Origin of the sequence: Peptoniphilus sp. HMSC062D09 (assembly GCF_001811425.1) — a bacterium.
Taxonomy (GTDB): Bacteria; Bacillota; Clostridia; order Tissierellales; family Peptoniphilaceae; genus Peptoniphilus_A.
In genome coordinates this window covers 1-23,174 of sequence record NZ_KV804703.1, presented here as the reverse complement: position 1 = coordinate 23,174, position 23,174 = coordinate 1, and the positions used below count along the sequence as shown (strand labels likewise).

Genomic DNA, 23,174 nt, shown 5'->3' with positions numbered 1-23,174 from the left:
AAATTTAGCATGACCGATTTTTTTGGACTTTCAGCGCGTGGGGTTCAAAGGGGGTGGTTTAAGGAGGGGGAAAAGGGGCCTCGCAATGCCCCTTAACCCCCTCCTTATAAGTGATAAAGCCGCAGGCTTTAAGAAAAAATAAAAAAAGAAATTATATATTTTAAAACAAAACTCAAAATAAAAAATTTTATATTAGTTCTAAAAGCACAGCTTTTAATAAATCTCCTTATAATCTAAATAAATTCTCAAATTTTCTTGAATATAAGGGGACAACTTAGTTATAATGTAATAAGTAAATAAAAAGAGGTGTTTTATGAAAGTTTCAGTTATCCTGGCAGCAGGAGAGGGAACGAGAATGAAGTCCAAAAAGCCAAAGGTACTTCATGAAATTCTTGGAAGACCCATGCTTTTTTATGTTCTAAATTCTTGCAAGCATTCGCAAATTGAAAAGAATCTTGTAGTTGTTGGACACAACAAGGAAAAAGTGTGTCATGCCTTCAAAGATGATAAAGGTGTAGAATTTATTGAGCAGCCCATTGGCGAGGATGTGCCTTACGGTACAGGATACGCTGTTTTAAATGCTCTTGATAAGATAGAAGACGAAGATACAGTTATTATTTTAAATGGCGATACTCCCATAATTTCTAATTCAACTATTTCTTGCTTTTTGAAATTCCACGAAGAGAGAAATAATGATGTCACAGTTCTATCTGCAGACATGAAGGATCCTACTAATTATGGAAGAATTGTTCGTGACGAAAATGCAAATGTCGTTGCTATTGTTGAAGAAAAGGACGCAAGCGAAAAGCAAAAGTTAATTCGTGAAATCAATTCAGGAATTTTTGCCTTTAAGGGTTCTTCGCTAAGGTTTGCCCTTTCAAAAATCGACACAGACAATGCGGCAAATGAAATGTATATCACTGATGCCCTTGGAATTTTAGTAGAAGCTGGCAAAAAGGTTGATTCTTTTAAGCTAAGAGATACTAGAGAAATTCTTGGAGTAAATTCAAGATATGAGCTTTCTATTGCGGCAGAAATTTTGCAAGAAAAAATTAACAAGGAATATATGTTAAGGGGCGTTGGCATAGTTGATCCAAAGTCCACATACATTGAATGGGGTGCGGAAATTGACAGAGATGTCATGATTTATCCTGGCACTCGCATTGACAGAAACTCTGTCATAAAGGAAGGGGCAGAAATTTATTCTTCTACAATTAAAAATTCTGTAATTGGCGAAGATGTTATTATTAGAAACTCTGAAATCGAAGATTCTTCTATTGGAAGGGGAACTACTGTTGGACCTTACGCCCACCTTAGACCTAATTCCAAAGTTGGGGAAAATTGTAAAATTGGAAACTTTGTTGAAGTTAAAAATTCAAGTGTGGGCAATGGCACCAAGATGAGTCACCTTGCCTATATTGGCGATGCCGATGTGGGAAGTGGAGTTAACATTGGCTGCGGAGTTGTCTTTGTAAACTACAATGGAAGAGAAAAGTTTAGGGCAAAAGTTGGCGACAATGCCTTTATAGGTTCTAATTCAAATTTAGTGGCGCCAATTGTAGTGGAAGAAAATGCTTATATTGCTGCTGGTTCCACAATTACTAAAGATGTTTTGAAGGGTCAGCTTTCTCTTGAGAGAGCACCTCAAAAAAATATAGATGGTTGGGTTAAAAGAAAAGGATTTGTCAAATAGGAGGACATAGTAATGAACACTGTTAATGGAGATATTGTTGTATTTACAGGAAATTCTAATTTAAGTCTTGTAGATAAAATTTGTGAAAACTTGGGAATTGAAAAGGGCGCTTGCACTGTTTCAACTTTTTCTGATGGTGAAATTTCTATTGATATTGGAATTTCTGTAAGAGGCAAGGATGTTTTTGTCATCCAATCTACTTCTGCACCAGTAAACACAAATTTAATGGAACTTTTAATTTTAATTGATGCCCTAAAGAGAGCATCTGCTGGAAGAATTAATGCAGTTATTCCTTATTATGGATATGCAAGACAAGACAGAAAGACTAAGGCAAGAGAACCTATTACATCAAAACTTGTTGCAGATCTTTTGACTAAGGCTGGAGCAGACAGAGTTGTTGCAATGGACCTTCACGCAGGACAAATTCAAGGTTACTTTGACATTCCTGTTGACCACTTAACTGCAATTCCTTATCTTGCAAGATATTTCAAGGATATTGTTAAGGAAGATGACTTCGTTGTTGTTTCTCCTGACTTAGGTGGAGTTACTAGAACTAGAAAGTTTGCCAACGAATTAAACCTTCCAATTGCAATTATTGAAAAGAGAAGACCAAAGGCAAATGTATCTGAAGTTATGAATATCATAGGTGATGTTGATGGCAAGTCTGTAATTTTAGTTGACGACATTGCAGACACTGCAGGAACTATTACTAAGGCTGCTGATGCCCTTAAGGCTAGAGGAGCAAAATATGTTTACGGAGCTGCAACTCACGGCGTATTATCTGGTCCTGCCATTGAAAGAATAAAAAATTCATCACTTGAAAAATTTGTAATCACTGATACAATTGAACTTCCAGAAGAAAAGAAGATTGATAAAATTGATGTTGTTTCTGTTGCTCCAATTTTTGCATCTGCAATTAAGAGAATTAACACTGCAACATCAGTTAGTGAAATGTTTGAATAAGGTGATTTAGTGTATATAATAGCAGGTCTTGGCAATCCCGGCAAAAAGTACGAGGACACAAGACACAATATTGGCTTTAGAACTATTGATGCACTTGCTGATAAATTAAACATAAAAGTTAATAAGATTAAATTTAAGGGGCTTGTAGGTGAAGGGAGAATAGCTGCAGAGAAGGTTATTCTCCTAAAGCCCCATACTTTTATGAATAATTCTGGCCAGGCAATAGTTGAAATTTTAAATTTTTATAAATTAAAGCCAGAAGATTTAATAGTAGTAGTAGACGATATAGACATTGAGTTTGCTCAGCTAAAGATTAAGAAAAACGGGTCTGCAGGCACTCACAATGGACTAAAGTCAATTGTAAATTTAACAGGAAGTAAAGACTTTGCCAGGTTTAAGGTTGGTGTTGGCAAGAAGCACCCCAATGAAGATTTGGCAAATTTTGTGCTGTCCTCTTTTCCTGCAAAGGATAAAAAACATATTGAAGATGCAATAGATGCCTGTGCTGATGCAATTATTGAAGCTGTTTCAAGGGGCATTGACAAGTCAATGAATTCTTACAACAACAATATTTATTGAGGTGAATCTTGGATTTTTTAATAAATAGCGTAAAGAATTTAAAATCTTTTAAAGAAGTAAATAATTCAATAAAAAATTCAAAGAACACTGCTGTCTTTGGCTCAGAAGAGGCGGTGCTCTCTCTTTTTGCGCCTGCCTTTAATGATCTTGGCAAAAAAGTTTGTGTTATTTCACAAAATAGGGTCACTGCAAGAAAGACTTATGAAGATATATCAAGTATTTCCAGTGCAAATTGCTTGCTCTATCCAGAAAAGGATGTCTTCTTTTACGAGAGAGACTCAAAGTCAAAGGAAAACACAAAGAAGAGGCTTGAGGCAATGGCTGAAGTCTCTAGTGGCAGGGCAGATATTGTTGTCACTACCCTAAATGCCCTCACTGCAAAAATTTCCAAGAGAGAATTATTTTCAAGCTACAAGATAAATATTAAGGCTGAATCACAAATTTCTCTTGAAGAATTGAGAGTAAAGCTAATCGAAATGGGCTATGAAAGATTTCCAAGCGTAGAAGGGGTAGGACAATTCTCCATAAGGGGTTCTATCATTGACATTGCCAGCCAAGATGCCAACTATAGAATTGAACTCTTTGATGACGAGGTGGACTCCATTAGGAGCTTTGAAATTGAAAACCAAAGGTCTATTGAAAGGCATGAGGAAATAAATATTTTTCCCATTGAAGATTTGATTTTAAAAAGCCAGGAGAAGAAAAAAATTGCTGAGAGGATCAAAAAGGACCTTGGGAAGACAAAATTAGCTGGCAAGGAAAAAGATAGACTAAAGGAAAAGTTTTTGAGATGCGTTGATAGACTTGAAAACGACGAAAATATTTTGAACAAGGACTTGATCCTTCCCTATGTTGATGAAGGAGAAGTGTCATCCTTTTTAGATTACTTAGATGACTTTATCTTCTTAATTGACGAGCCCACGAGGATTGTGGAAAGAGAAGAGGAACTTGCCCTCCGAAATGGCGAGAAGTTTGCCCTCTTAATTGAAAATGGAGAAGTGACAAAGGCTCACGAAAAAACTTTTTACTCCTACAAAGACCTTGTAGATAAGCTAAATGAAGAGAGCCTTATAACTTTTAACGCCCTCTTAAAGCCACCTAAGTCCTTTAAGCCACAGGACATTGTAAATATAAAGGTTAAGAGCGTTACAAATTATATGTCCAAGATAAAACTCTTCAAAGAGGACTTGGACTACTATGAAAAAAATGACTTTAAGGTAATTCTTCTAGGCGCCACAGAAAAAAGAGCCAAGAGACTTTTTGATCACCTAATAGAGCTTGGTTATTCGCCAGAACTTGCCAAGGACTTTGGCAGCTTTAAAGACTATGCCAATTTAGTAGTAACCACAGGCGCCCTAAATGATGGCATAGAGTTTACCGATTCAAAAACAGTTTTTATAAATTATTCTGAAATCTACGGCTCTTTTTCCAAGAAGAAAAAAAATAAGCCTGCTAAGAAAAAATCCTTAAACTTTGAAGATTTGGCTATTGGCGACTTTGTAGTCCACGAGGCACATGGAGTTGGCAAGTATGTGGGAACAACAAGGCTTGCCGTATCTGGCATCCAAAGGGACTACATTGTCATTGAATATGGCGGTGAGGATAAATTATTTCTTCCAATTGAATCTCTTGACTCAATTTATAAGTATGTGCAAGAGGGCAAGAGAGAGCCAAAGGTTAATAAATTAAATTCCCTAGATTGGAAAAAGAAAAAGGCTCACGCTAAAAAATCCATTGACGACATGGCTGATGAGCTGATAAAACTTTATGCCACTCGTGAAAACACCAAGGGCTATGCCTTTAGCGAGGACACTCAGTATCAAAGAGAGTTTGAGGATGCCTTTATCTATGAAGAGACAAGTGGACAGCTGACTTCTTCTGAAGAGATAAAAGAGGACATGGAAAAGCCTGTTCCCATGGATAGACTGCTCTGTGCCGATGTTGGTTATGGCAAGACTGAAGTTGCCCTTCGTGCTGCCTTTAAGGCAATCCTTGATGGCAAACAAGTGGCACTACTTGTTCCAACGACAATCCTTGCCCAGCAACACTACAACACAATTAGGGAGAGGTTTAAAAATTTTCCAGTGGGCATTGGACTTTTGTCCAGATTTAGAAGTAAGAAGGACCAAAAAGCCGACCTTGAAGGCTTAAAAAATGGCAACATCGACATAATCGTGGGCACACACAGACTTCTTTCCAAGGATGTTCACTTTAAAGACTTGGGACTTTTAATAATAGATGAAGAGCAGAGGTTTGGAGTGCGTCACAAGGAAAAACTTAGGATGTTAAAGGAAAATGTAGACACCTTGACCTTAACGGCAACGCCAATACCAAGGACCCTACAAATGTCCATGATTGGCATAAGAGACATGTCTGTAATTGACGAGCCACCTGAGGAGAGATTTCCAGTTGAAACTTATGTCTTGGAGTACAACAATTTAATGGTTCGCGAGGCAATTTTAAAGGAAATCGAAAGAGGGGGACAAGTTTACTTCTTATACAACAAGGTTGCCAACATGGAAAATAAACTTTTGGAACTTAGAAAGCTTGTGCCAGAAGCAACTTTTGCCATGGCAAATGGTCAGATGAGTGAAAAAGCCTTGGAAGACACCATGATTGACTTTATAGAGGGAAATATTGATGTCTTAGTTTGCTCCACAATAATTGAGACGGGCATGGATGTTCCCAATGCCAATACAATGATTATTACAGACTCAAATCGCCTTGGTCTTTCACAACTTTACCAGCTTAGAGGTAGGATTGGCAGGTCATCAAGAATTGCCTACGCCTACTTCACCTACGACAGGTCAACATCCATATCAGAAGTTGCACAAAAGAGGCTGCAAGCTATAAAGGAATTTACAGAGTTTGGATCTGGTCACAAAATTGCAGAGAGAGACCTTGAAATAAGAGGGTCTGGCTCAATTTTAGGCTCAAGACAGTCAGGTCACATTGAAAAAATTGGCTACGACCTTTACATGAAGTATCTTAAAGATGCAATTATGAAGTTAAAGGGTCTTGAAGTGGAAGAAAAAGTTGACACGACAATTGATCTTAAGCTTGATTCCTTTATACCAAAAGAATATATTGAAGACGACAAGACAAGACTTGAGATTTACAAAAAGATTTCTGTCATCGACACTGAAGAGGCTTACTCAGACTTAGTAGAAGAATTAATCGATAGATTTTCTGACTTTCCTGATGAAGTTTCAAACTTAATGGACATTGCCCTTTTAAAGAACAAGGCTCAAAAGGCAAGTGTAAAATCCATTACAGAGAGAAAGGGCGAGTACAGGATAAAAGTGGAAGGGGAAGTTTCCCTTGAAGCCATTATGGAAATGAACAATGAATTTGAAAATATTTCCTATTCCATGGGTGATGAAAATGAAATTGTCTTAAATAAATTAAAATATCCACTAGATGAACTTAAAAAACTTGTGACAATTTTGTATTTACACAAAAAGGACACAAAAACATCTAAAAAGTAGTGTATAATAAGGTTATTAATTAAAAATATGAATAAGGAGAGAAATATGAATTTTAAAAAATTTAGCAAATTAGCAGTAGCTATTGCCCTAGCTGGCACATTAGTTGCTTGTAATGGAAAAAAAGATGGAGTAGCAGCAACAGTTGGTGGAGTTGACATTCCAATGGAAGCTTACTACAAATCTTATGCAGCAAGAGTTAACCAACTTACATCAATGTATGGTGAAGATGTTCTTGCAAACAAGGAAGATGGAAAAAAATCTACTGACGAACTTTTAAGAGAACAAGCCATCACTGACTTAACTACTACTGAAGCTTTAAAACAAGATGCAGCAAAGTCAAAAATCGAAGTTAGCGACGACGAAGTTAACAAGAAAATCGACGAAATCAAGGCACAACTTGGTGGCGAAGAAGCTTATAAAAATTTCTTAAAACAAAATGGACTTCCAGAAGATTATGTTTTTGAAAATATGAAAAACCAAATGTTAGTTGGCAAGTGGACTCAAGAAAAATCTAAGGAATTAGAGCCAAGTGAAGAAGATGTAAAAAAATATTATGAAGACAACAAGGACAAATACTACAAGGCTAAGGCATCTCACATTTTAGTTGACGATTTAAAGGAAGCTAATGTTCTTAGAAAACAAATCCTAAAGGGAGAAGATTTTGCTAAAATTGCCAAGGAAAATTCAAAGGACACTGGATCTGCACAAAACGGTGGATCTCTTGGCGAATTTACAAATGGTCAAATGGTACAAGCCTTTGATGAACAAATTGCAAAGATGAAGGCAGGAGACATCTCTGAACCTATTCAAACTCAATTTGGTTACCATGTAATCAAGCTTGACGAAAAAAATCCTCGTGAATTTGATGAAGTTAAGGATGAAATAAAGCAAACTCTTCAACAAGAAAAGTTCAAAGAATACATTGAAAAGGTTAAAAAAGACGCAAAGATTAAATCTTATGTTGACACTTCAAAAGAAGTTGAACTTCCAGATGAATTTAAAAACTTTGGTAAAGTAGAAAAAGAAGGAGCTCCAAAGGCTGAAGAAGGAGCTAAGGAAAATGCCAAGGCTCAAAACAAAACTGAAAATGCAGCAAAAGAAAATGCTAAAGCTGAAAACAAGGCAAAATAATAATTGAAAAATTTAAAATTTTAATTTATAATTTAAAACCTGTGCTGAAATTTATTAAAAATTATTTCAGCCAGGTTTTTTCTTTTGAAAATTTAAGAATTTAATTTATATAAAAATGGCAAAGTTAAAAAATTTATTTATAAATCTGCTATAATAAAGTAAAAGGATTTCAGTAGCGAGGTGAAGTCATGAGCTTTTCATCTGAAGTTAAGGATGAGGTTGCAAAGATAAAAGTTGATAATTATGAAATAATTCTATCTGAACTTGCAGGCATAACTCCCATGTGTGGAGTTTTAAATTTTAAAAACAACAAAATTTCCATGGAATACATCACAGAAAACGCCTCAGTAGCGCGAAGAGTCTTTACTTTTTTGAGAAGGTCCTTTGGATTTGTAGTTGAAGTAAAAAATGCAAAGTCCACTCAACTTAAAAAAAATGTATTTATTATTTATATATCTCAAGATGAGTCTTGCAGGTTGTTACTTGATGAGTTAAAATATATAAAGGGTGCAAGCGTATTTATGATTAATTATGCACCCACTGATCTCATAAAAACTGTGAATGAGAAAAAGGCCTACATCCGCGGCGCCTTTATGGGTTCAGGCTCCATTACAAATCCAGAAAAAGGATATCATTTGGAATTCGTCTCTGAAAACGAATCCAACGCAAACTTTTTGATGGCTGTAATTAATGATTTTGGATTTAATTCTAAAATAATTATGAGAAAGGAAAAGTACATAGTCTACATTAAGGACTCAGAACAAATTTCAGACTTTCTATCTCTCATTGGCGCTTATAATTCTGTTTTAAAATACGAAAACATTAGAGTTATAAAGGATATGAGAAATAATGTCAACAGAATTGTAAATTGTGAGACTGCAAACTTAAATAAAACTGTGAAGTCCTCCTATGACCAAGTGGAAGACATTAAGATAATCGATAGAGAGATTGGTTTAGATAATTTAGATGAGGATCTTAGAGCCCTTGCAATTTTAAGACTCAATAACAGGTCTATGAGCTTAAATGACATTGCAAATTCCCTAGATCCCAAAATTTCAAAGTCCACTGTTAATTATAGATTTAAAAAAATTAGGAAAATTGCTAACAAGTTGAGGGGTGTATGAAATGACAAGCAAAAAAGTTGTACTTAATAATAATGATGGGCTCCACGCCAGGGCTGCTGCACTTTTTGTTAGAGAGGCAAATAAGTTTGCATCTGACATAAATTTAGAGGCACATGGCGATAAGGTTAATGGAAAGAGTATTATTGGCATTATGTCTCTAGGTGCTTTTTCTGGCGAAGAGATTGTCATTGAGGCTGAAGGCGCTGATGAAGAAGAAGCTGTTGAAAAACTAGCTCACATTGTTGAAAAAGAATTTATAAATCTTTAATAAATATTTTACTTTTTAGAGTTTTGCTTTGTCGAAACTCTTTTTTCATGTCCTTTTATTTGTTTACTGCCTTTGATAAAATATAGGAAGGATTAACTATGCCTTATTTTAAAAATTTGCCAATTAAACTTAAGGCATTGAGAATTAAAAATTAAGGACGATTTTTTAAGAATAGATTAAAGGATGATTCTATGAATAAATTTGTGCATTTGCACCTCCACAGCGAGTACTCTCTATTAGATGGGTCTACGAGAATAAATCTCTTGCCAAAGCGAGTTAAAGAGCTTGGCATGGATGCCGTTGCCTTAACTGATCACGGCAATATGTATGGCGCCATTGCCTTTTATAAGGCCTGCAAGGATGAGGGAATTAAACCAATTTTGGGTTGCGAAGTTTATGTTTCTGAAAAGGACATGACTATAAAGGACAAGACCAACAAGAGGTTCCACTTGATTCTCTTGGCAGAGAACAATGAGGGCTTCAAAAATATTATGAAAATAGTCTCTATAGCTTTTGTTGATGGATATTATTACAAGCCTAGAGTTGACAAGGAAGTTTTGAAAAAATATGCCAAGGGGGTAATTGCAACATCAGCTTGCCTCGGCGGCGAAGTGCAAAGATTTTTATTAGATAGGGACCTAGAGGCTGCAAGAGCTGCTGCCCTTGAATACAGAGAAATTTTTGGCGAAAATAATTTTTTCTTGGAGCTTCAAGACCATGGCATGCCAGACCAGGCTCGAGTAAATCGTGAGCTTGTAAAATTGTCAGAGGACTTAAATATTCCACTTACAGCATCAAATGATGTTCACTACTTAAATAAAGATGATGCCAAGAGTCACGATGTCCTCTTGTGCATTCAAACGGGCAAGACAATTAAGGAAGAAAATAGGATGAAGTTCCCCTCAGATGAATTTTATTTAAAATCGCCTGACGAAATGGCAGCACTTTTTCCAGACAACAAAGATGCCCTTGAAAATACAGTAAAAATTGCTGATAGATGTAATGTTGAAATAAAATTTCACGAGCAACATTTGCCTGAGTTTACTGTGCCAGAGGGCTACACCCACCAAGGCTATTTAAAAAAACTTGCCACTGATGGGATGTATGCTCGCTACGAAAATGTTACTGATGAGATAAAAGAAAGATTTGATTTTGAATTTAATACCATAAAAAATATGGGCTTCGTGGATTACTTTTTAATAGTATGGGACTTTATCAGGTACGCCAGAAAACATGAAATTCAAGTTGGACCGGGGAGAGGTTCAGCGGCAGGCAGCCTAATTTCTTTTTGCCTGGGCATAACAGATGTTGACCCCCTAAAGTTTGACCTCCTCTTCGAAAGATTTTTAAATCCAGAGAGAGTTTCTATGCCCGATATTGACATCGACTTCTGCTATGAAAGGCGTGAAGAAGTTATTGAGTATGTCAACAGAAAGTACGGCGACTCCCATGTTGCCCAAATCGTAACCTTTGGTACCATGGCGGCAAGGAATGCACTAAGAGATGTAGGTCGTGCCCTGGACATGTCCTATGCCAAGGTGGACTACATTGCCAAGCAAGTTCCACAGGCAATCAACATGACTATAGAAAAGGCTCTGGAAATTTCTGAAAGCTTTAAGGGAATTTATGACTCCGAAGAGGACTCAAGATTCTTAATTGACATGGCACTAAAGCTTGAGGGACTGCCAAGGCACACATCAACTCATGCAGCTGGTGTTGTCATTTCAAAGGACGAGCTGACAGAGTATGTGCCCCTAACTCGTAATGACAAGATAATTGCAACTCAGTTTAATATGATTGAACTTGAAGAGCTTGGTCTTTTAAAGATGGACTTCTTGGGACTTAGGACACTAACTGTCATTCGAGATGCCATTAATTTAATAAGAGAAAAGGAAGGTAAGACTATTTCCTTTGAAAAGTTTGACTACAATGACCCCGATGTCTTAAAGATGTTTGCAAGGTCAGAAACTCTTGGCGTCTTTCAATTTGAATCCTCTGGCATGAGGGCCTTCTTAAAGGAATTAAAGCCAGACGAATTTTCTGATTTAGTTGCAGCCAATGCCCTCTTTAGACCGGGACCAATGAAGCAAATTCCAAAATTTGTGTCATCAAAGCACGACAAGAGCAAAATTTCTTACCTTCACCCAAAACTTGAGCCAATCCTAAAATCCACTTACGGCTGTATTGTCTACCAAGAACAGGTAATGCAAATAGTTCAACAAATTGGTGGCTACTCACTTGGCAGAGCCGACATAGTAAGGCGTGCCATCTCCAAGAAAAAGATGAAGGTCATGGAAGAGGAAAGGCAGAACTTTATCTACGGCAACCCAGCCGAAGGAGTTTGCGGTGCCATTGCCAATGGAGTTGACGAAAAGGCTGCCAACGAAATTTATGATTTGATTATAGACTTCGCCGACTACGCATTTAACAAGTCTCACTCCGTTGCCTATTCAGTAGTTGCCTACAGGACTGCTTGGCTGAAATATTATTATCCAAGAGAATTTATGGCGGCGCAAATTTCCACTTACACCAACGACATCAAGCAAGTGAGTCTCTACATCGAAGAGATAAAGAGACTAGGCATAGAAATTTTGCCACCTAATATAAATTATTCTTTTAAAAACTTTACTGTTGAAGGAGATAAAATCCGTTTTGGACTAAAGGCAGTGAAAAATGTTGGCGATAACTTAATTAATTTAATTGTCAAGGGAAGGGAAAAGGGCGATTATAAATCCTTAAAGGACTTCGTTGATAGGATCAATGCCATTGACAAGGCTGTCCTTAATAAGAGGGCGGTTGAATCCCTAATAAGGTGTGGAGCCATGGACGACTTTGAGGGCAATAGGGCACAGTACCTTGCCATTTATGAATCAGTCCTTTCATCTTCATCTAACACTGCAAAGAGCAATGTCTTGGGACAATTTTCTCTCTTTGAAGAGGCAGACTTTCACGAAGATTTGCCTGTCCTAAAAGATTTTAGGCAAAAGGACAAGCTTGACATGGAAAAGGAAGTCATTGGCATGTATATCTCTGGTCATCCCCTTGATCCCTATAGAGAAATAATTGAGAAGTCCACAAATATTAACACCAACCAAATTTTTGAAAAGTACAGAGAAAATCTATTGAGAAATAGCAAGGTAAAAGTGGGGGGCATTTTAAAGTCCAAAAAAACTATGATTACAAAGAACAACAAGATGATGGCTTTTGCAGCCCTAGAAGATCTCTTTGGGACAATTGAACTTGTAATCTTTCCCAATGTATTTTCAAGATACAAGGACTTAATTGAAGATGAAAATGTAGTCTTCGTTGAAGGACACTTTCAAGAGTCAGAAGTTGAAGAGCCAAAAATTTTAGTGGATGCCCTATCAAGGATTAAGATGCCAACAAAAAACAAGTTATACATCTCCATTGACTCCATGAAAAATGAAAGGCTTGGCGAAATGAAAAACATTTTAAGAGAATATGAGGGTTCCACGCCCGTAGTCTTTTTCGAAGAAGAGACGAGAAGGGCCTATGGAACGGAATCAAACTTGTGGATTGATGCTACATCCTTTACAGAGATACAAGATAAATTGGCAGTCATTACTAAAAATAGAGAAAAAATTATTTTAAAGTAGGTGCGTATGAGAATTGCAATTTTAACAAGTGGCGGCGATGCTCCAGGCATGAATGCCGCAATAAGAGCAGTGACTAGGACTTCAATATACGAAGGAATAGAAGTTTTTGGCATAAGTGGAGGCTATGAAGGCTTAATCGATGCCAAGTTTGAAAAATTAGTTCAGTCTTCTGTTGCCGACATCATTCAAAGAGGTGGAACAATTTTATCCACTTCAAGGTCGGAAAGATTTATGACAGAAGAGGGACTGGAGAAGGCAATAAATTCCCTAAAAATTTTTGAAATAGATGTCCTAATTGTCCTTGGAGGCGACGGAAGCCTTCGCGGGGCAAAAATGTTGAGAGACCGCGGCATAAATGTCATTGGAATTCCCTGCTCCATTGACAACGACCTTGCCTACACAGATTTTACCATTGGTTTTATGACGGCAGTGGAAACTGTAACGGAAGCAGTGAGTCACATTAGGGACACAACAGAAGCCCATGGTCGCGCCAATGTCGTTGAAGTAATGGGCAGAGACTGCGGCGACATTGCCCTTTACTCTGGAGTTTCCTCTGGAGCTGAGTCCATTATCGTTCCAGAAATTCCCCTAGACATAAATGAAATTGCAGAGAAGGCAATTATGGGCAAGAACAGGGGAAAAAAGCATCACATAATTTTAATGGCTGAAGGCTGTGGCTCTGCCTTTGACTTTGCAGAAGACTTTCAAAAGCTTACAGGCATAGACACAAGAGTAACTGTCCTTGGCTACATCCAAAGGGGAGGAGCCCCAAGCATCTTCGACAGAATTTTGGCATCAGAACTTGGCTACTTGGCAGTTAAAGAAGCTAAGGCTGGTAAGTCTCTTGCCCTTGGCTTTAAAGATGGCAAGGCAATATCCAGGGACTTTGACGAAATTTTTGAAGTTAAAAAAGTTTTTAGAAAAGATCTTTTAGACATACTAAAAACTGTTTCTATATGAGGTGATTTATGAAAAAGACAAAAATTGTTGCCACAATTGGACCTGCCAGTGAAAGTGAAGAAGTTTTAAGAAAATTATTCACAGAGGGCGTCAATGTTGCAAGACTTAATTTTTCTCACGGAAGCCACCAGGAACACAAGCTAAAAATTGACAGAATAAAAAAATTAAGGCGAGAAATGGACCTTCCCATTGGCATAATGCTTGACACCAAGGGACCAGAAATTAGGCTGGGTGATATTGATGGAGAAGTTCTTCTTCAAAGTGGCGAAGAATTTATTTTAACTAACAAGGATTTACTTGGAAATGAAAAAATTGCCAGCATCTCCTACAAGGACCTCTACAAGGATGTAAGAGTGGGCGGCAAAATTTTAATTGACGACGGACTTGTGGAGCTTCTGGTGAAAGAAATTCGTCGCGAAGAAATTATAACAGAAGTGGAAAATTCTGGCGCCATTTCATCTCACAAGGGAGTTAATGTGCCTGGTGCCAACTTAAATCTGCCAGCCCTAACCGAAAGAGACATTGAAGATATAAAATTTGGAGTCAAGGAAGACATTGACTTCATTGCAGCTTCCTTTGTAAGGTCAAGAGAAGATGTCCTCGCCATAAGAAAGGTCTTGGAAGAAGAGAGGGACTACACCACAAAAATTATTTCCAAGATTGAATCACAAAGGGCAGTGGAAGAAATTGACGAGATAATAGAAGTTTCTGACGGAATAATGGTTGCCAGGGGAGATTTGGGCGTTGAAATCGAGACAGAAGCTGTGCCAATTGTGCAAAAGGAAATTATAAAAAAATGTAACATTGTTGGCAAGACTGTAATCACTGCAACGCAAATGCTGGACTCCATGATAAGAAACCCAAGGCCAACTCGTGCAGAGACAAATGATGTTGCCAATGCAGTTCTTGATGGCACAAGTGCAGTCATGCTCTCAGGAGAAACTGCCAGTGGTAAATACCCCCTTGAGTCAGTTGTCACAATGAGAAAAATTTTGGAGTACACAGAAAATACTATTGACCACGACGAGATTTTGGAAAATAGAATTAGAGATGTGGAAAAATCTATGACTAACGCCATAGGAAGATCTGCCTGCGTAATTGCAAGAGACCTTGGGGCAGAGGCTATAATCACAGCCACAACTTCAGGCAACACTTCGAGAGCCATTGCAAAATTTAGGCCAGAGACTCCAATAATTGCATCAACGCCCTTTGAAAAAATTAAAAATCAACTAAGCCTTGTCTGGGGCATTTCTCCTGTAAAAGTTTTAAACTTCAAGGACACAGACAACTTAATTGACGCATCAATGGAGATTGCAGTTGCAAAGGGCTTTATAAAGTCTGGCGACTTAGTTGTCCTAACAGCAGGAGTGCCTGCAGGCATAGCCGGTTCAACTAACCTTCTAAAAATCGAAAGTGTTTCAGAAATTTTAGGAAGGGGAACTCCAATAGGAAAGAAGAAAAAGAAGGCGAGAGCCATAGTTGCAAAGACAATTGAAGACTTGGAAGATGGCTTTAAGACCAAGGACATCATAGTCTGCCAGGGAACTGACGGCAGGATGATTCCTTACATGGAAAAATCTTCTGGCTTTATAACAGAAGAGGCAGGCTTCACATCTAATGGAGCAGTGGCGGCAATTTCTCTCGGCAAAACTGCCATAGTTGGAGTAAAAGATATTACAGAAAAAATAAAAACTGGCGACATTATAACTATTGACCCAGTAGATGGAACTGTTAGAAGATAAAAATTTAAAAAATTCCAATAAAAAAAGACCTAAGTGATTATTAAAAATTATCACTAAATAGGTCTTTTATTTTTGTGTAATTAATTCTCTTAAAACTTTCTTCTCTGCCTTTTAAGTTTGAATTAAAGCTTTCAAATTTTACCTTAAACTTTTTTGATTCCGACATCAATTTTAAATTGGACAAACGCTCTGACTCGTTGAGATAATTAAAATAGTTGTCGCTTCTAACTTTTAGGACCAAGTAAATTTTTTCCAAGCTCTTAGAAAGTCCAAGCAGGTGATTTAAAGTTAAGATAAGGTCTATGGCGAAGAAGGCAGTAAATACTATGGCTAGTGAGTCAATAACCCTGTCTTCAGCAGCTGATAAAAATAAGAGCATGACTGGAGTAAAATGCTTGACTATAATAATATTTGCCATGCCAAAAACTATAAGGCCATATAGGCAAACCCTGCTTTTAATTTGGAAGGGATAGGCGCTGTAGTCCCACCACCTTTGGTGAAAAAATCTCTCCAAAAAATATCCTATGATGTACTCAATTGTGCAGGATAAAAGTGCAGAGTAAATAAAAATGTAAAGACTTGAGTCAAAATTTTTAAGCATCAAGTAAGATATGCTTGCGCCAATGCCATAGATGGGGCAGGCTGGTCCAATTAAAAATCCTCTGTTATAAAATCTATCTAGCTCAATAGTGGAGCAGGGGAAGCTCTCCCAGCACCAGCCAATAAAGGAGTAGATAAAAAATATTAGATATAGTTCTGAAATTTTCATAAATTTTCTAAACCCACTTTCACAAATCTTGACGAAAGAGTTTCAACAGCAGAAACATACTTGTCAGAGTAAGTTACAATCCAAGATTCCAGGTACATTGGCGGAAGAATAGTTAGGGGGAACATGTGCTTTGTTATAATATCTCTCTCAAGGCGATTTAAGTTTATTTCACTTTTAGCATTTTTATAAGCCTTCATGGGATGAGTAAAGCCATGAATCCACCTTTCCCTCTTGCCATCGTGCCAATCGTAGAGGAAGTAGTCGTGAAGAAGGGCGCCCCTTATCATGGAGTCCATGTCCACATCTAGATTATATTTTTCTGCAATTTCAATGGATTTTTTTGCAACAGAAATAACATGAGTGTAGACAGAAGTGTTGCCATGTTGTATGAAATTTTTTGTTTCATCAAATCGCGTGTTCTCACTTAAGAAGGCGATGATCTCTTCAAGTTTTTCTTTGTTATTCATAAATTCTCCTCAGTCTTATTCTAATCTATAAAAGTAAAAATTTTTCAAAGTTTTTGTTAAATTTTTAAAACATTTAAAATTTTTTGCAAAAAAATAAAAGCCATATCTCTATGACTTTTATATTTTACTAAAATTTTGTTTCGATGTAAATTCTCTTTTCGCCTTCTGTCAAAATATCTGTGACTTCTAAGAGCTTTGCGCTTTCCTTGTCAACAGTTAATAAAGAACTTGCCTTTTCAAAATTTGATGAGCTTAGAGAATATCTCTCTGCAATTTTTTTGATTTCATCTGGGTTTTTAATTGTAAATTCGTAAGTGACCTTGTCCTTTCTCTTTAGGATTGTTGGATTAGTCTTTACCATATTTAAAAATTCAGATAGGTTTTCTCTTGTAAGTGATTTTTTAATATCATCAAGTGAATAATTTTCATATAAAGGCTTTTTAGTTTTAAGGTCTTCAAGCTTGATGTTTATCTTTTCACTGGCAAGCTCCCAAGGATTTTCGCCTAGGGCTTTTATAATGTGGCTGTACTTTTCATTAGTAGAAATAATTTTTTGTGCTTGTGATTTTTCCACTGGCTTTTCAATATTTTCTTTAGCTTCAGTCTTGACTTCAGCCTTCTCAGCTTTAGTTTCAACCTTTTCAACCTTTGGCTCAAGCTTTTTCACAGGCTCATTAACTTTTGCCTTAGCCTCTTCTTTTTTTGGCTCGATCTTTTCAGCCTTCACTTCAGCTTTTTCCACTGGTTTTACACTTTCTTTTTTAGCTTCAGCTTTTGCTTCAACTTTTTCTACCTTAGGCTCAACTTTTTTCACAGGTTCATTAACTTTTGTCTTAGCCTCTTCTATTTTTGGTTCAACCTTTTCTACTGGCTTCTCAATCTTTTCAGCCTTAGCTTGAGTTTTTTCTGGAGCCTTTTCAGCTTTCACTTCAGATTTTTCCAATGGCTTTGCACTTTCTTTTTTAACTTCAGCCTTGGCTTCAACTTTATCAACCTTAGGCTCAACCTTTTTCACAGGCTCATTAACTTTTGCCTTAGCCTCTTCTTTTTTTGGTTCAACTTTTTCTACTTTTGGTTCAACTTTTTCTACTTTTGGTTCAACTTTTTCAGCCTTAGCTTCAACTTTTTTATCATCAATTCTTCTAGCAGGAGCTTCCTTTATCTCTTCAGCTTCTGCCCTTCTCTTTTCTCTTCTCTTTTTGCCGCGATCCTTTTTCCTAGATCCATCGTATTTTTGTTCTTCTCTTACTTCAAAAGATTTTTCAGAATCTTCAAGGTTTTTAAGATCTTCTGCCTTATGTAGCTTTTCATCAGCTGGCTTTTCTCTACTTTCCATAGATTTTTCGATAGCAGGAGTATTTTTGCCTTGATTCTTTTTCCATAGGATAAAGCAAAGAATTACAATAATGGCAACAACTATTACACCGCCCATAATAAACACCTCCAATTAAGTTATATTATACCACTTATATACAAAATAACCACTTTAATTAGATAAAAAATTAATTTAATTTAAAAATAAAGAAAGAAAAATTTTTCTATTGAAAATCAAGGACACTTTAACCCTGTAAACGAAAAAAATATTGTGGTAAAGCTATTGTTATAAATATTAGAAAGTGCTAAAATGAAGCTAGTAGAATAGCCACTTGTGTACCATTTGAGTACATTAAGTTTCTTTTGTTTTTAGGATTTTTTATAATAATTATTATAGGAAATTTATAATAACATCATAAAAATCATTAGTAAGTTTTGCAAAAACAAAAATATGATGAAAATTAAAAAATTTTCTGAATAATTATGGTGTAAAAAATTTCTAAAAATAAAATTTTTCGGCATATAATATTTGCTAAATATAAAATGAGCAAATATTAAAAATTAAAAATAGGAGGAAGTATATGAGACGAGGACTGTGCAAAAGAATAATTGCATGGGTTTTGCTAATTGTCATGCTTGTAGGCGAAATGCCCTATGGCGTTATGGCAAGAAGTGAGACTGATTTGAAAGAATTTCTAACAGAAGTTGTCTTGACAGACGACAAGGGAAAACAAATTCCCGAAAAAGATGGCAAGTTAAAAATTGAAAAGGGAGACACCTACAAACTCTCCATGACCTTTTCGGAAACACAAGATCATCAATTCCCAGATGAGGGAGATATGACTTACACTATCCCTGAGGGCCTAGAAATGGTGGGGGGGGCATAAAGACCTTTGACATCAGAGTTACCTACAATGGAGCAGGCGGAGTGCCTCAAACAGTTACAGTTAAAGATAATACATACGAGATTAAAAATGGTATTTTAACTGTAAAATTTAATGCACAAGACCCAAATTATGACAAACTAAAGGGTTCAGATAATGTTACATTTACAATAAATAACGATTTTAAGGTGACAGAAGAGATAACGGAAATTGCCTTTAGCGATGAGATTAAGAAGGAAACTTTTGTTGTAGATGATAAACCAGATGGTCCAAAGCCTCCAGATCCTCCGACACCGCCGGAAGATAAGAAACCTAGATTTGATATCCGTTTTAATTCCAAGTATGGACCAGAACAAAAAAAGGCAGGCAAAGTAAAATACACCCTAGAAATATCCGTAAAAGATAAAACAACTGATTTGACCAATGTCACTATCGATGACCTTCAATTAGGCGATATTTTGAATCTCGATCGAGATTCTTTTGAAGTCAAGGGTCAGCTTGGCGGAACTCCTGCACAACATCAGATTACATTTAAAGAAGAGAACGGGCGGACAAATGCCTTCACCATTACTTTTCCTACCATTAAAAGGAATGAAACGACGGACATTCTTGTTGAATTTACAGCAACTGTCGATTACGACAAAATCCACGGCAAAGAAGCCGGAGAAGACAAGACTCGGAACAACATAAGCGTCATGTGTGACGAAGCGGAAAAAAAGGCGGAAAATTGGACCTTTACTACCATCCCTTATTTTGATGTGGACCTCATCATTCCTATGGATGAAGTTGAGGAGAAACATTCTTCTACTGTCATCTGGCGTGATTATGGCGATGGCAAGACCTGCCCCAATGTTTGGCCTTTTGTTCCCCTTCGCATCAAGCTCAATGAATATTTCCACAGAGATATGGGCAATGCCAAAATAATGGGTCGAATGCCATTAAACAGCGAAAGCGTTCTGGGCTTTGATGCAGATAAGAATGGACAAAAACTTCCCCTTAAGATTTGGGGCCTTAATATCGTGCGCAAGAATCGAGACGGGAAGATTGTAAAACAATACAATGTGCCTTTGGATGAGATTCAACAAGAGTATAACGGTACTTATTACTGGATTTATACTTTGCCTCAAGATGCCGGCAATTTATATTATGAAATAGATTTTGAACTTTACTCTACATCTTTATTTTGGTACAAGAACAGCATATTTACAGGAGAACTCATTTATGTAAATAGAAAAAATGCTGATGACAGTGTGGATGGCGGGAATGATGCTTACAAGGAGATTATTTACAACTATACATCTGAATCACAAGATGACTTAGCTGTTGAAGTCTCTAATCCGACCATGGACTGGACACGCTGGCGACTCCAATGGGAAAGCATTGTAACAGTGCCTTCTTGCTATGAAGCAAACCAGTCTATATTAAGTTTTTATCCAGATCACAATCTGTTTTATCGCGCCGAGGGGTCAAAATTGGACAGCATATATAAAGACAGCATCAAAGTCTATGAAGAGGTAGAGGGGGCCCCGAACACTTGGCAGGAAATAGACCCAAGCAAAGAAAAATTTGAGTTCTCTGGTAGTAGCTCTAAACAAGAAATAAATTTTTTCCACAGTATGGGTGGCGAGAAGTGGAATGGGGGATTCTATCCGAAAGCTGGTAAGCACCGCTATAAAATTACCTTTGAGACGGACTTCAACGATTATCTGGGACATAATTTCATAAAATATTTTAATTATGAAGATCATGGTGCAATTGTCTCTTTTAAACACGGTAATATCACGGCAACAGATTCATACGATGAGAAAGATCCGGAAAATGGTAATTATTTCCGCTATTATCCTGAAAGACTGGTGATAGAAAAAGGGGGCGATGGATGGAGCGGCGCTGATGGATTCACCGTGTGTGGCGGTCAAGTCTATATTCAAAACTTCCCTACAGATAAATCGAGAGATATTGCTATCAGCTTAGATAAAGATGTCTTTGAACTGGGAAAAGATCAAGACGGAAAGATTCAAATGAATCTAATCGGAGGGGCCCACATCGGAAGTGGCGTCTACAGTACGGAAAGTGTTCCTGTGACTGTTAGGGAGACAGGGGAAGGCTATGTGGCACATATTGAAACATGGCCGACAACTTGGAGAGGAAATCCACCGGAGGGAGCAGAGCCCGGATATTACTTTTTGGGATTCCAATATAGGGTCAAAAAAGATCCCAAAGATGAGACGAAATTTGTGCCGGAATTTTATAAAAGGGCATTGGAAGATCCAGAAGGCAAAGTTTATTTAAAATCAACGGCAAGGACGCTAAGTGAAAAATGGAAACTTGATCCCAAAGAAAGTCGCAGTGAATGGATTGTATCCAATGAATTTACAGCGGATCGATCCTACAAGGCGCAAACAAAAACTGTAAGCACACAAAAGGATGAAAATGGCAACACCATTGCCAATTATAGACTGATAGTCAACCAAAGTGGAACGGACTATCTCCCAGAAGATGACTTTTTGATCTTGGAAGATACTATGTCTTCTAATATGTCTCTTGTCTATGGAAGCTTAAAATTCCACAACATAAAGACAGACAAAGATGACAATTTGAAGTGGACTTATGATTCCAATACAAAAGTATTAAAGGCAAATATACCAGATGGAGTTCCTTATAAAGTAACTTATACCTGCCTTATAACAGGAACAGGAAGGCAAAAATTGAGCAATACGGCGACAATTTCCGGTCAAGGTAAGGTTACAAGTACAACAACAGAGACTGTTTCATCAGATACTACAGGCAGTGCAACAATTCCATTTATTACAATTCAAAAAGTCGATAAGGACGCTTACCAAATTCCACTTAAAGGTGCAGAATTTAAACTTTATGAAAAAGTTGGAAGCGATTGGAAGCCTGTTCAAAAAGATGGTGCAGATGTAGCAACATATAAAACAGATGATAGTGGTAAGGCGATTATAGTTGCCGATCAAGATAAAGACGGTTGGGCTTTGCAATATGACAAGGAATATGCCGTAAAAGAAGTAAAGGCTCCAGAGGGTTATTATATAAATAAGGACTACCATCCATTTACTTTGAAAAAAGAACCAACAGAGGGAAGTAATTTTTATACCTTAGGTCAAATTAAAATTATTGAAGATGAAATGATCACTTGTCCTTATAATTTAAGTGCGACAAAAATTTTGAAGGATACTAATGGCAAGCTTACAACTTTAAGTGATGGCAGCTTTAGTTTCCAATTGGACATTGCCAAAACGGATGATGCCAATGTCAATCTTAGTGCTTTGAAATTTGAACCTTTAGATATTTTGAGGAATAAGGCAGACGGAAGTATCACAAGTGAACTTAAACTTCGTGGAGTAGGAACTCATGTCCTAAAGCTTAGAGAAATTATTCCTGAAAAAGTCGAAGAAGGAGATAAGTACGACAAGACTGTTTATTATCTTGTAGTAAAAGTCGTAAAGGACACAAGCGTCAAGGAAGGCTTAAAAGTTGAATCTGCCAAGATGTACAAGGGCGATTTAAACACTTCAGTTGATAAATTTGAATTTACCAATACCATCGGAAAGATTCGCTCCATAGATGTTGAAAAAATTTGGAAAAACCTTCCAGATGATGCCAATAAGCCAGAAGTTACTGTTAAGCTTTTGAAGGACGGAGTAGAAACAGATCAAGTCCTTAAATTAAATAAAGATAGTTTGACAGGAACCTTTAGTAACCTCCCTCGCTTTAATGCTGATGGCACAGAAATTGCCTACAGCGTGAAGGAAGTTGGCGAAGACAATGGTTTAATTAAAATTGGCGAGAAGGAATACAATGTTGCAGTCACTGGCAATGCTTCTAGTGGATTTAAAATTACAAATATGCCAAAGGTTGAAAACATAAGCCTAAAGGCAAGTAAAGTTTGGGCAGCAGAAACTGGTGCAACACTACCAAGTGTAAAGCCAGATGTGACATTTGACTTATATGCGGATGGAGAAAAATTAGAAGGAAAATCAAAGACAATAGCAAATGGACAAAGTGAAGCCGCATGGGAAAACTTACCAAAGACAAATGATGAGGGCGCAGAAATTTCTTATACAGTAAAAGAAGCTGGAGAAGAAAATGGAACAATAACATTAGCTGGTAAAGAATACACAGTAACAACGAGTGGCGATGCTTCAAGCGGTTTT

Annotated in this window: 15 protein-coding genes; 12 read left to right on the top strand and 3 right to left on the bottom strand. The window is 37.0% G+C overall.

All coding sequences use genetic code 11. The features are described 5' to 3' along the window. The first annotated feature begins 313 nt into the window (after window positions 1-313). From glmU to pyk, 10 genes are all read left to right on the top strand, one after another. Window positions 314-1,693 (top strand): bifunctional UDP-N-acetylglucosamine diphosphorylase/glucosamine-1-phosphate N-acetyltransferase GlmU, encoded by a 1,380-nt coding sequence (gene glmU, locus HMPREF2801_RS02790; protein WP_070610452.1) that lies wholly within the window; start codon window positions 314-316, stop codon window positions 1,691-1,693. 12 nt (window positions 1,694-1,705) lie between these two features. Then, entirely contained in the window at window positions 1,706-2,656 is a 951-nt protein-coding gene (locus HMPREF2801_RS02785; RefSeq protein WP_070610451.1) for a ribose-phosphate diphosphokinase, read from the top strand. A 9-nt stretch (window positions 2,657-2,665) separates the two neighbouring features. Beyond that, window positions 2,666-3,235 (top strand): aminoacyl-tRNA hydrolase, encoded by a 570-nt coding sequence (pth, locus tag HMPREF2801_RS02780; RefSeq protein WP_070610450.1) that lies wholly within the window; start codon window positions 2,666-2,668, stop codon window positions 3,233-3,235. Between the two features lie 8 nt (window positions 3,236-3,243). Further along, a complete protein-coding gene (gene mfd / locus HMPREF2801_RS02775) occupies window positions 3,244-6,723 on the top strand; it encodes a transcription-repair coupling factor (protein WP_070610449.1) in 3,480 nt (1,159 codons plus the stop codon). Window positions 6,724-6,768: 45 nt separating this feature from the next. Then, entirely contained in the window at window positions 6,769-7,854 is a 1,086-nt protein-coding gene (locus HMPREF2801_RS02770) for a peptidylprolyl isomerase (RefSeq protein WP_070610448.1), read from the top strand. Between the two features lie 188 nt (window positions 7,855-8,042). After that, window positions 8,043-8,978, top strand: a complete 936-nt coding sequence (gene whiA, locus HMPREF2801_RS02765; protein WP_070610447.1) for a DNA-binding protein WhiA — start codon at window positions 8,043-8,045, stop codon at window positions 8,976-8,978. 1 nt (window position 8,979) lies between these two features. Next, the gene (locus tag HMPREF2801_RS02760) at window positions 8,980-9,246 is read left to right on the top strand and encodes an HPr family phosphocarrier protein (protein ID WP_019125906.1); all 267 of its coding nucleotides are present in this window, start codon (window positions 8,980-8,982) and stop codon (window positions 9,244-9,246) included. 191 nt (window positions 9,247-9,437) lie between these two features. Further along, window positions 9,438-12,863, top strand: a complete 3,426-nt coding sequence (locus tag HMPREF2801_RS02755; protein WP_070610446.1) for a DNA polymerase III subunit alpha — start codon at window positions 9,438-9,440, stop codon at window positions 12,861-12,863. Between the two features lie 6 nt (window positions 12,864-12,869). Next, window positions 12,870-13,823, top strand: a complete 954-nt coding sequence (locus HMPREF2801_RS02750) for an ATP-dependent 6-phosphofructokinase (RefSeq protein ID WP_070610445.1) — start codon at window positions 12,870-12,872, stop codon at window positions 13,821-13,823. 8 nt (window positions 13,824-13,831) lie between these two features. Beyond that, the gene (pyk, locus tag HMPREF2801_RS02745; protein WP_070610444.1) at window positions 13,832-15,565 is read left to right on the top strand and encodes a pyruvate kinase; all 1,734 of its coding nucleotides are present in this window, start codon (window positions 13,832-13,834) and stop codon (window positions 15,563-15,565) included. A gap of 40 nt (window positions 15,566-15,605) precedes the next feature. Here pyk and HMPREF2801_RS02740 read toward each other — a convergent pair whose 3' ends face one another. From HMPREF2801_RS02740 to HMPREF2801_RS02730, 3 genes are all read right to left on the bottom strand, one after another. Next, window positions 15,606-16,334 (bottom strand): putative ABC transporter permease, encoded by a 729-nt coding sequence (locus HMPREF2801_RS02740; RefSeq protein ID WP_070610443.1) that lies wholly within the window; start codon window positions 16,332-16,334, stop codon window positions 15,606-15,608. Beyond that, the gene (locus tag HMPREF2801_RS02735; RefSeq protein ID WP_070610442.1) at window positions 16,331-16,801 is read right to left on the bottom strand and encodes an HD domain-containing protein; all 471 of its coding nucleotides are present in this window, start codon (window positions 16,799-16,801) and stop codon (window positions 16,331-16,333) included. Before HMPREF2801_RS02735 ends, HMPREF2801_RS02740 begins: the two co-directional genes overlap by 4 nt. Before the next feature lie 127 nt (window positions 16,802-16,928). After that, complete coding sequence (locus HMPREF2801_RS02730; RefSeq protein ID WP_070610441.1) at window positions 16,929-18,233, bottom strand: hypothetical protein; 1,305 nt, start codon at window positions 18,231-18,233, stop codon at window positions 16,929-16,931. A gap of 463 nt (window positions 18,234-18,696) precedes the next feature. Here HMPREF2801_RS02730 and HMPREF2801_RS02725 point away from each other — a divergent pair, with 463 nt between their 5' ends. Together HMPREF2801_RS02725 and HMPREF2801_RS02720 are read left to right on the top strand one after the other, a co-directional pair. Further along, window positions 18,697-19,002, top strand: coding sequence for a hypothetical protein (locus HMPREF2801_RS02725; RefSeq protein WP_070610440.1), 306 nt, complete (start codon window positions 18,697-18,699; stop codon window positions 19,000-19,002). A 41-nt stretch (window positions 19,003-19,043) separates the two neighbouring features. After that, a partial coding sequence (locus HMPREF2801_RS02720; RefSeq protein WP_148130064.1) for a Cna B-type domain-containing protein occupies window positions 19,044-23,174 on the top strand: 4,131 nt, incomplete at its 3' end.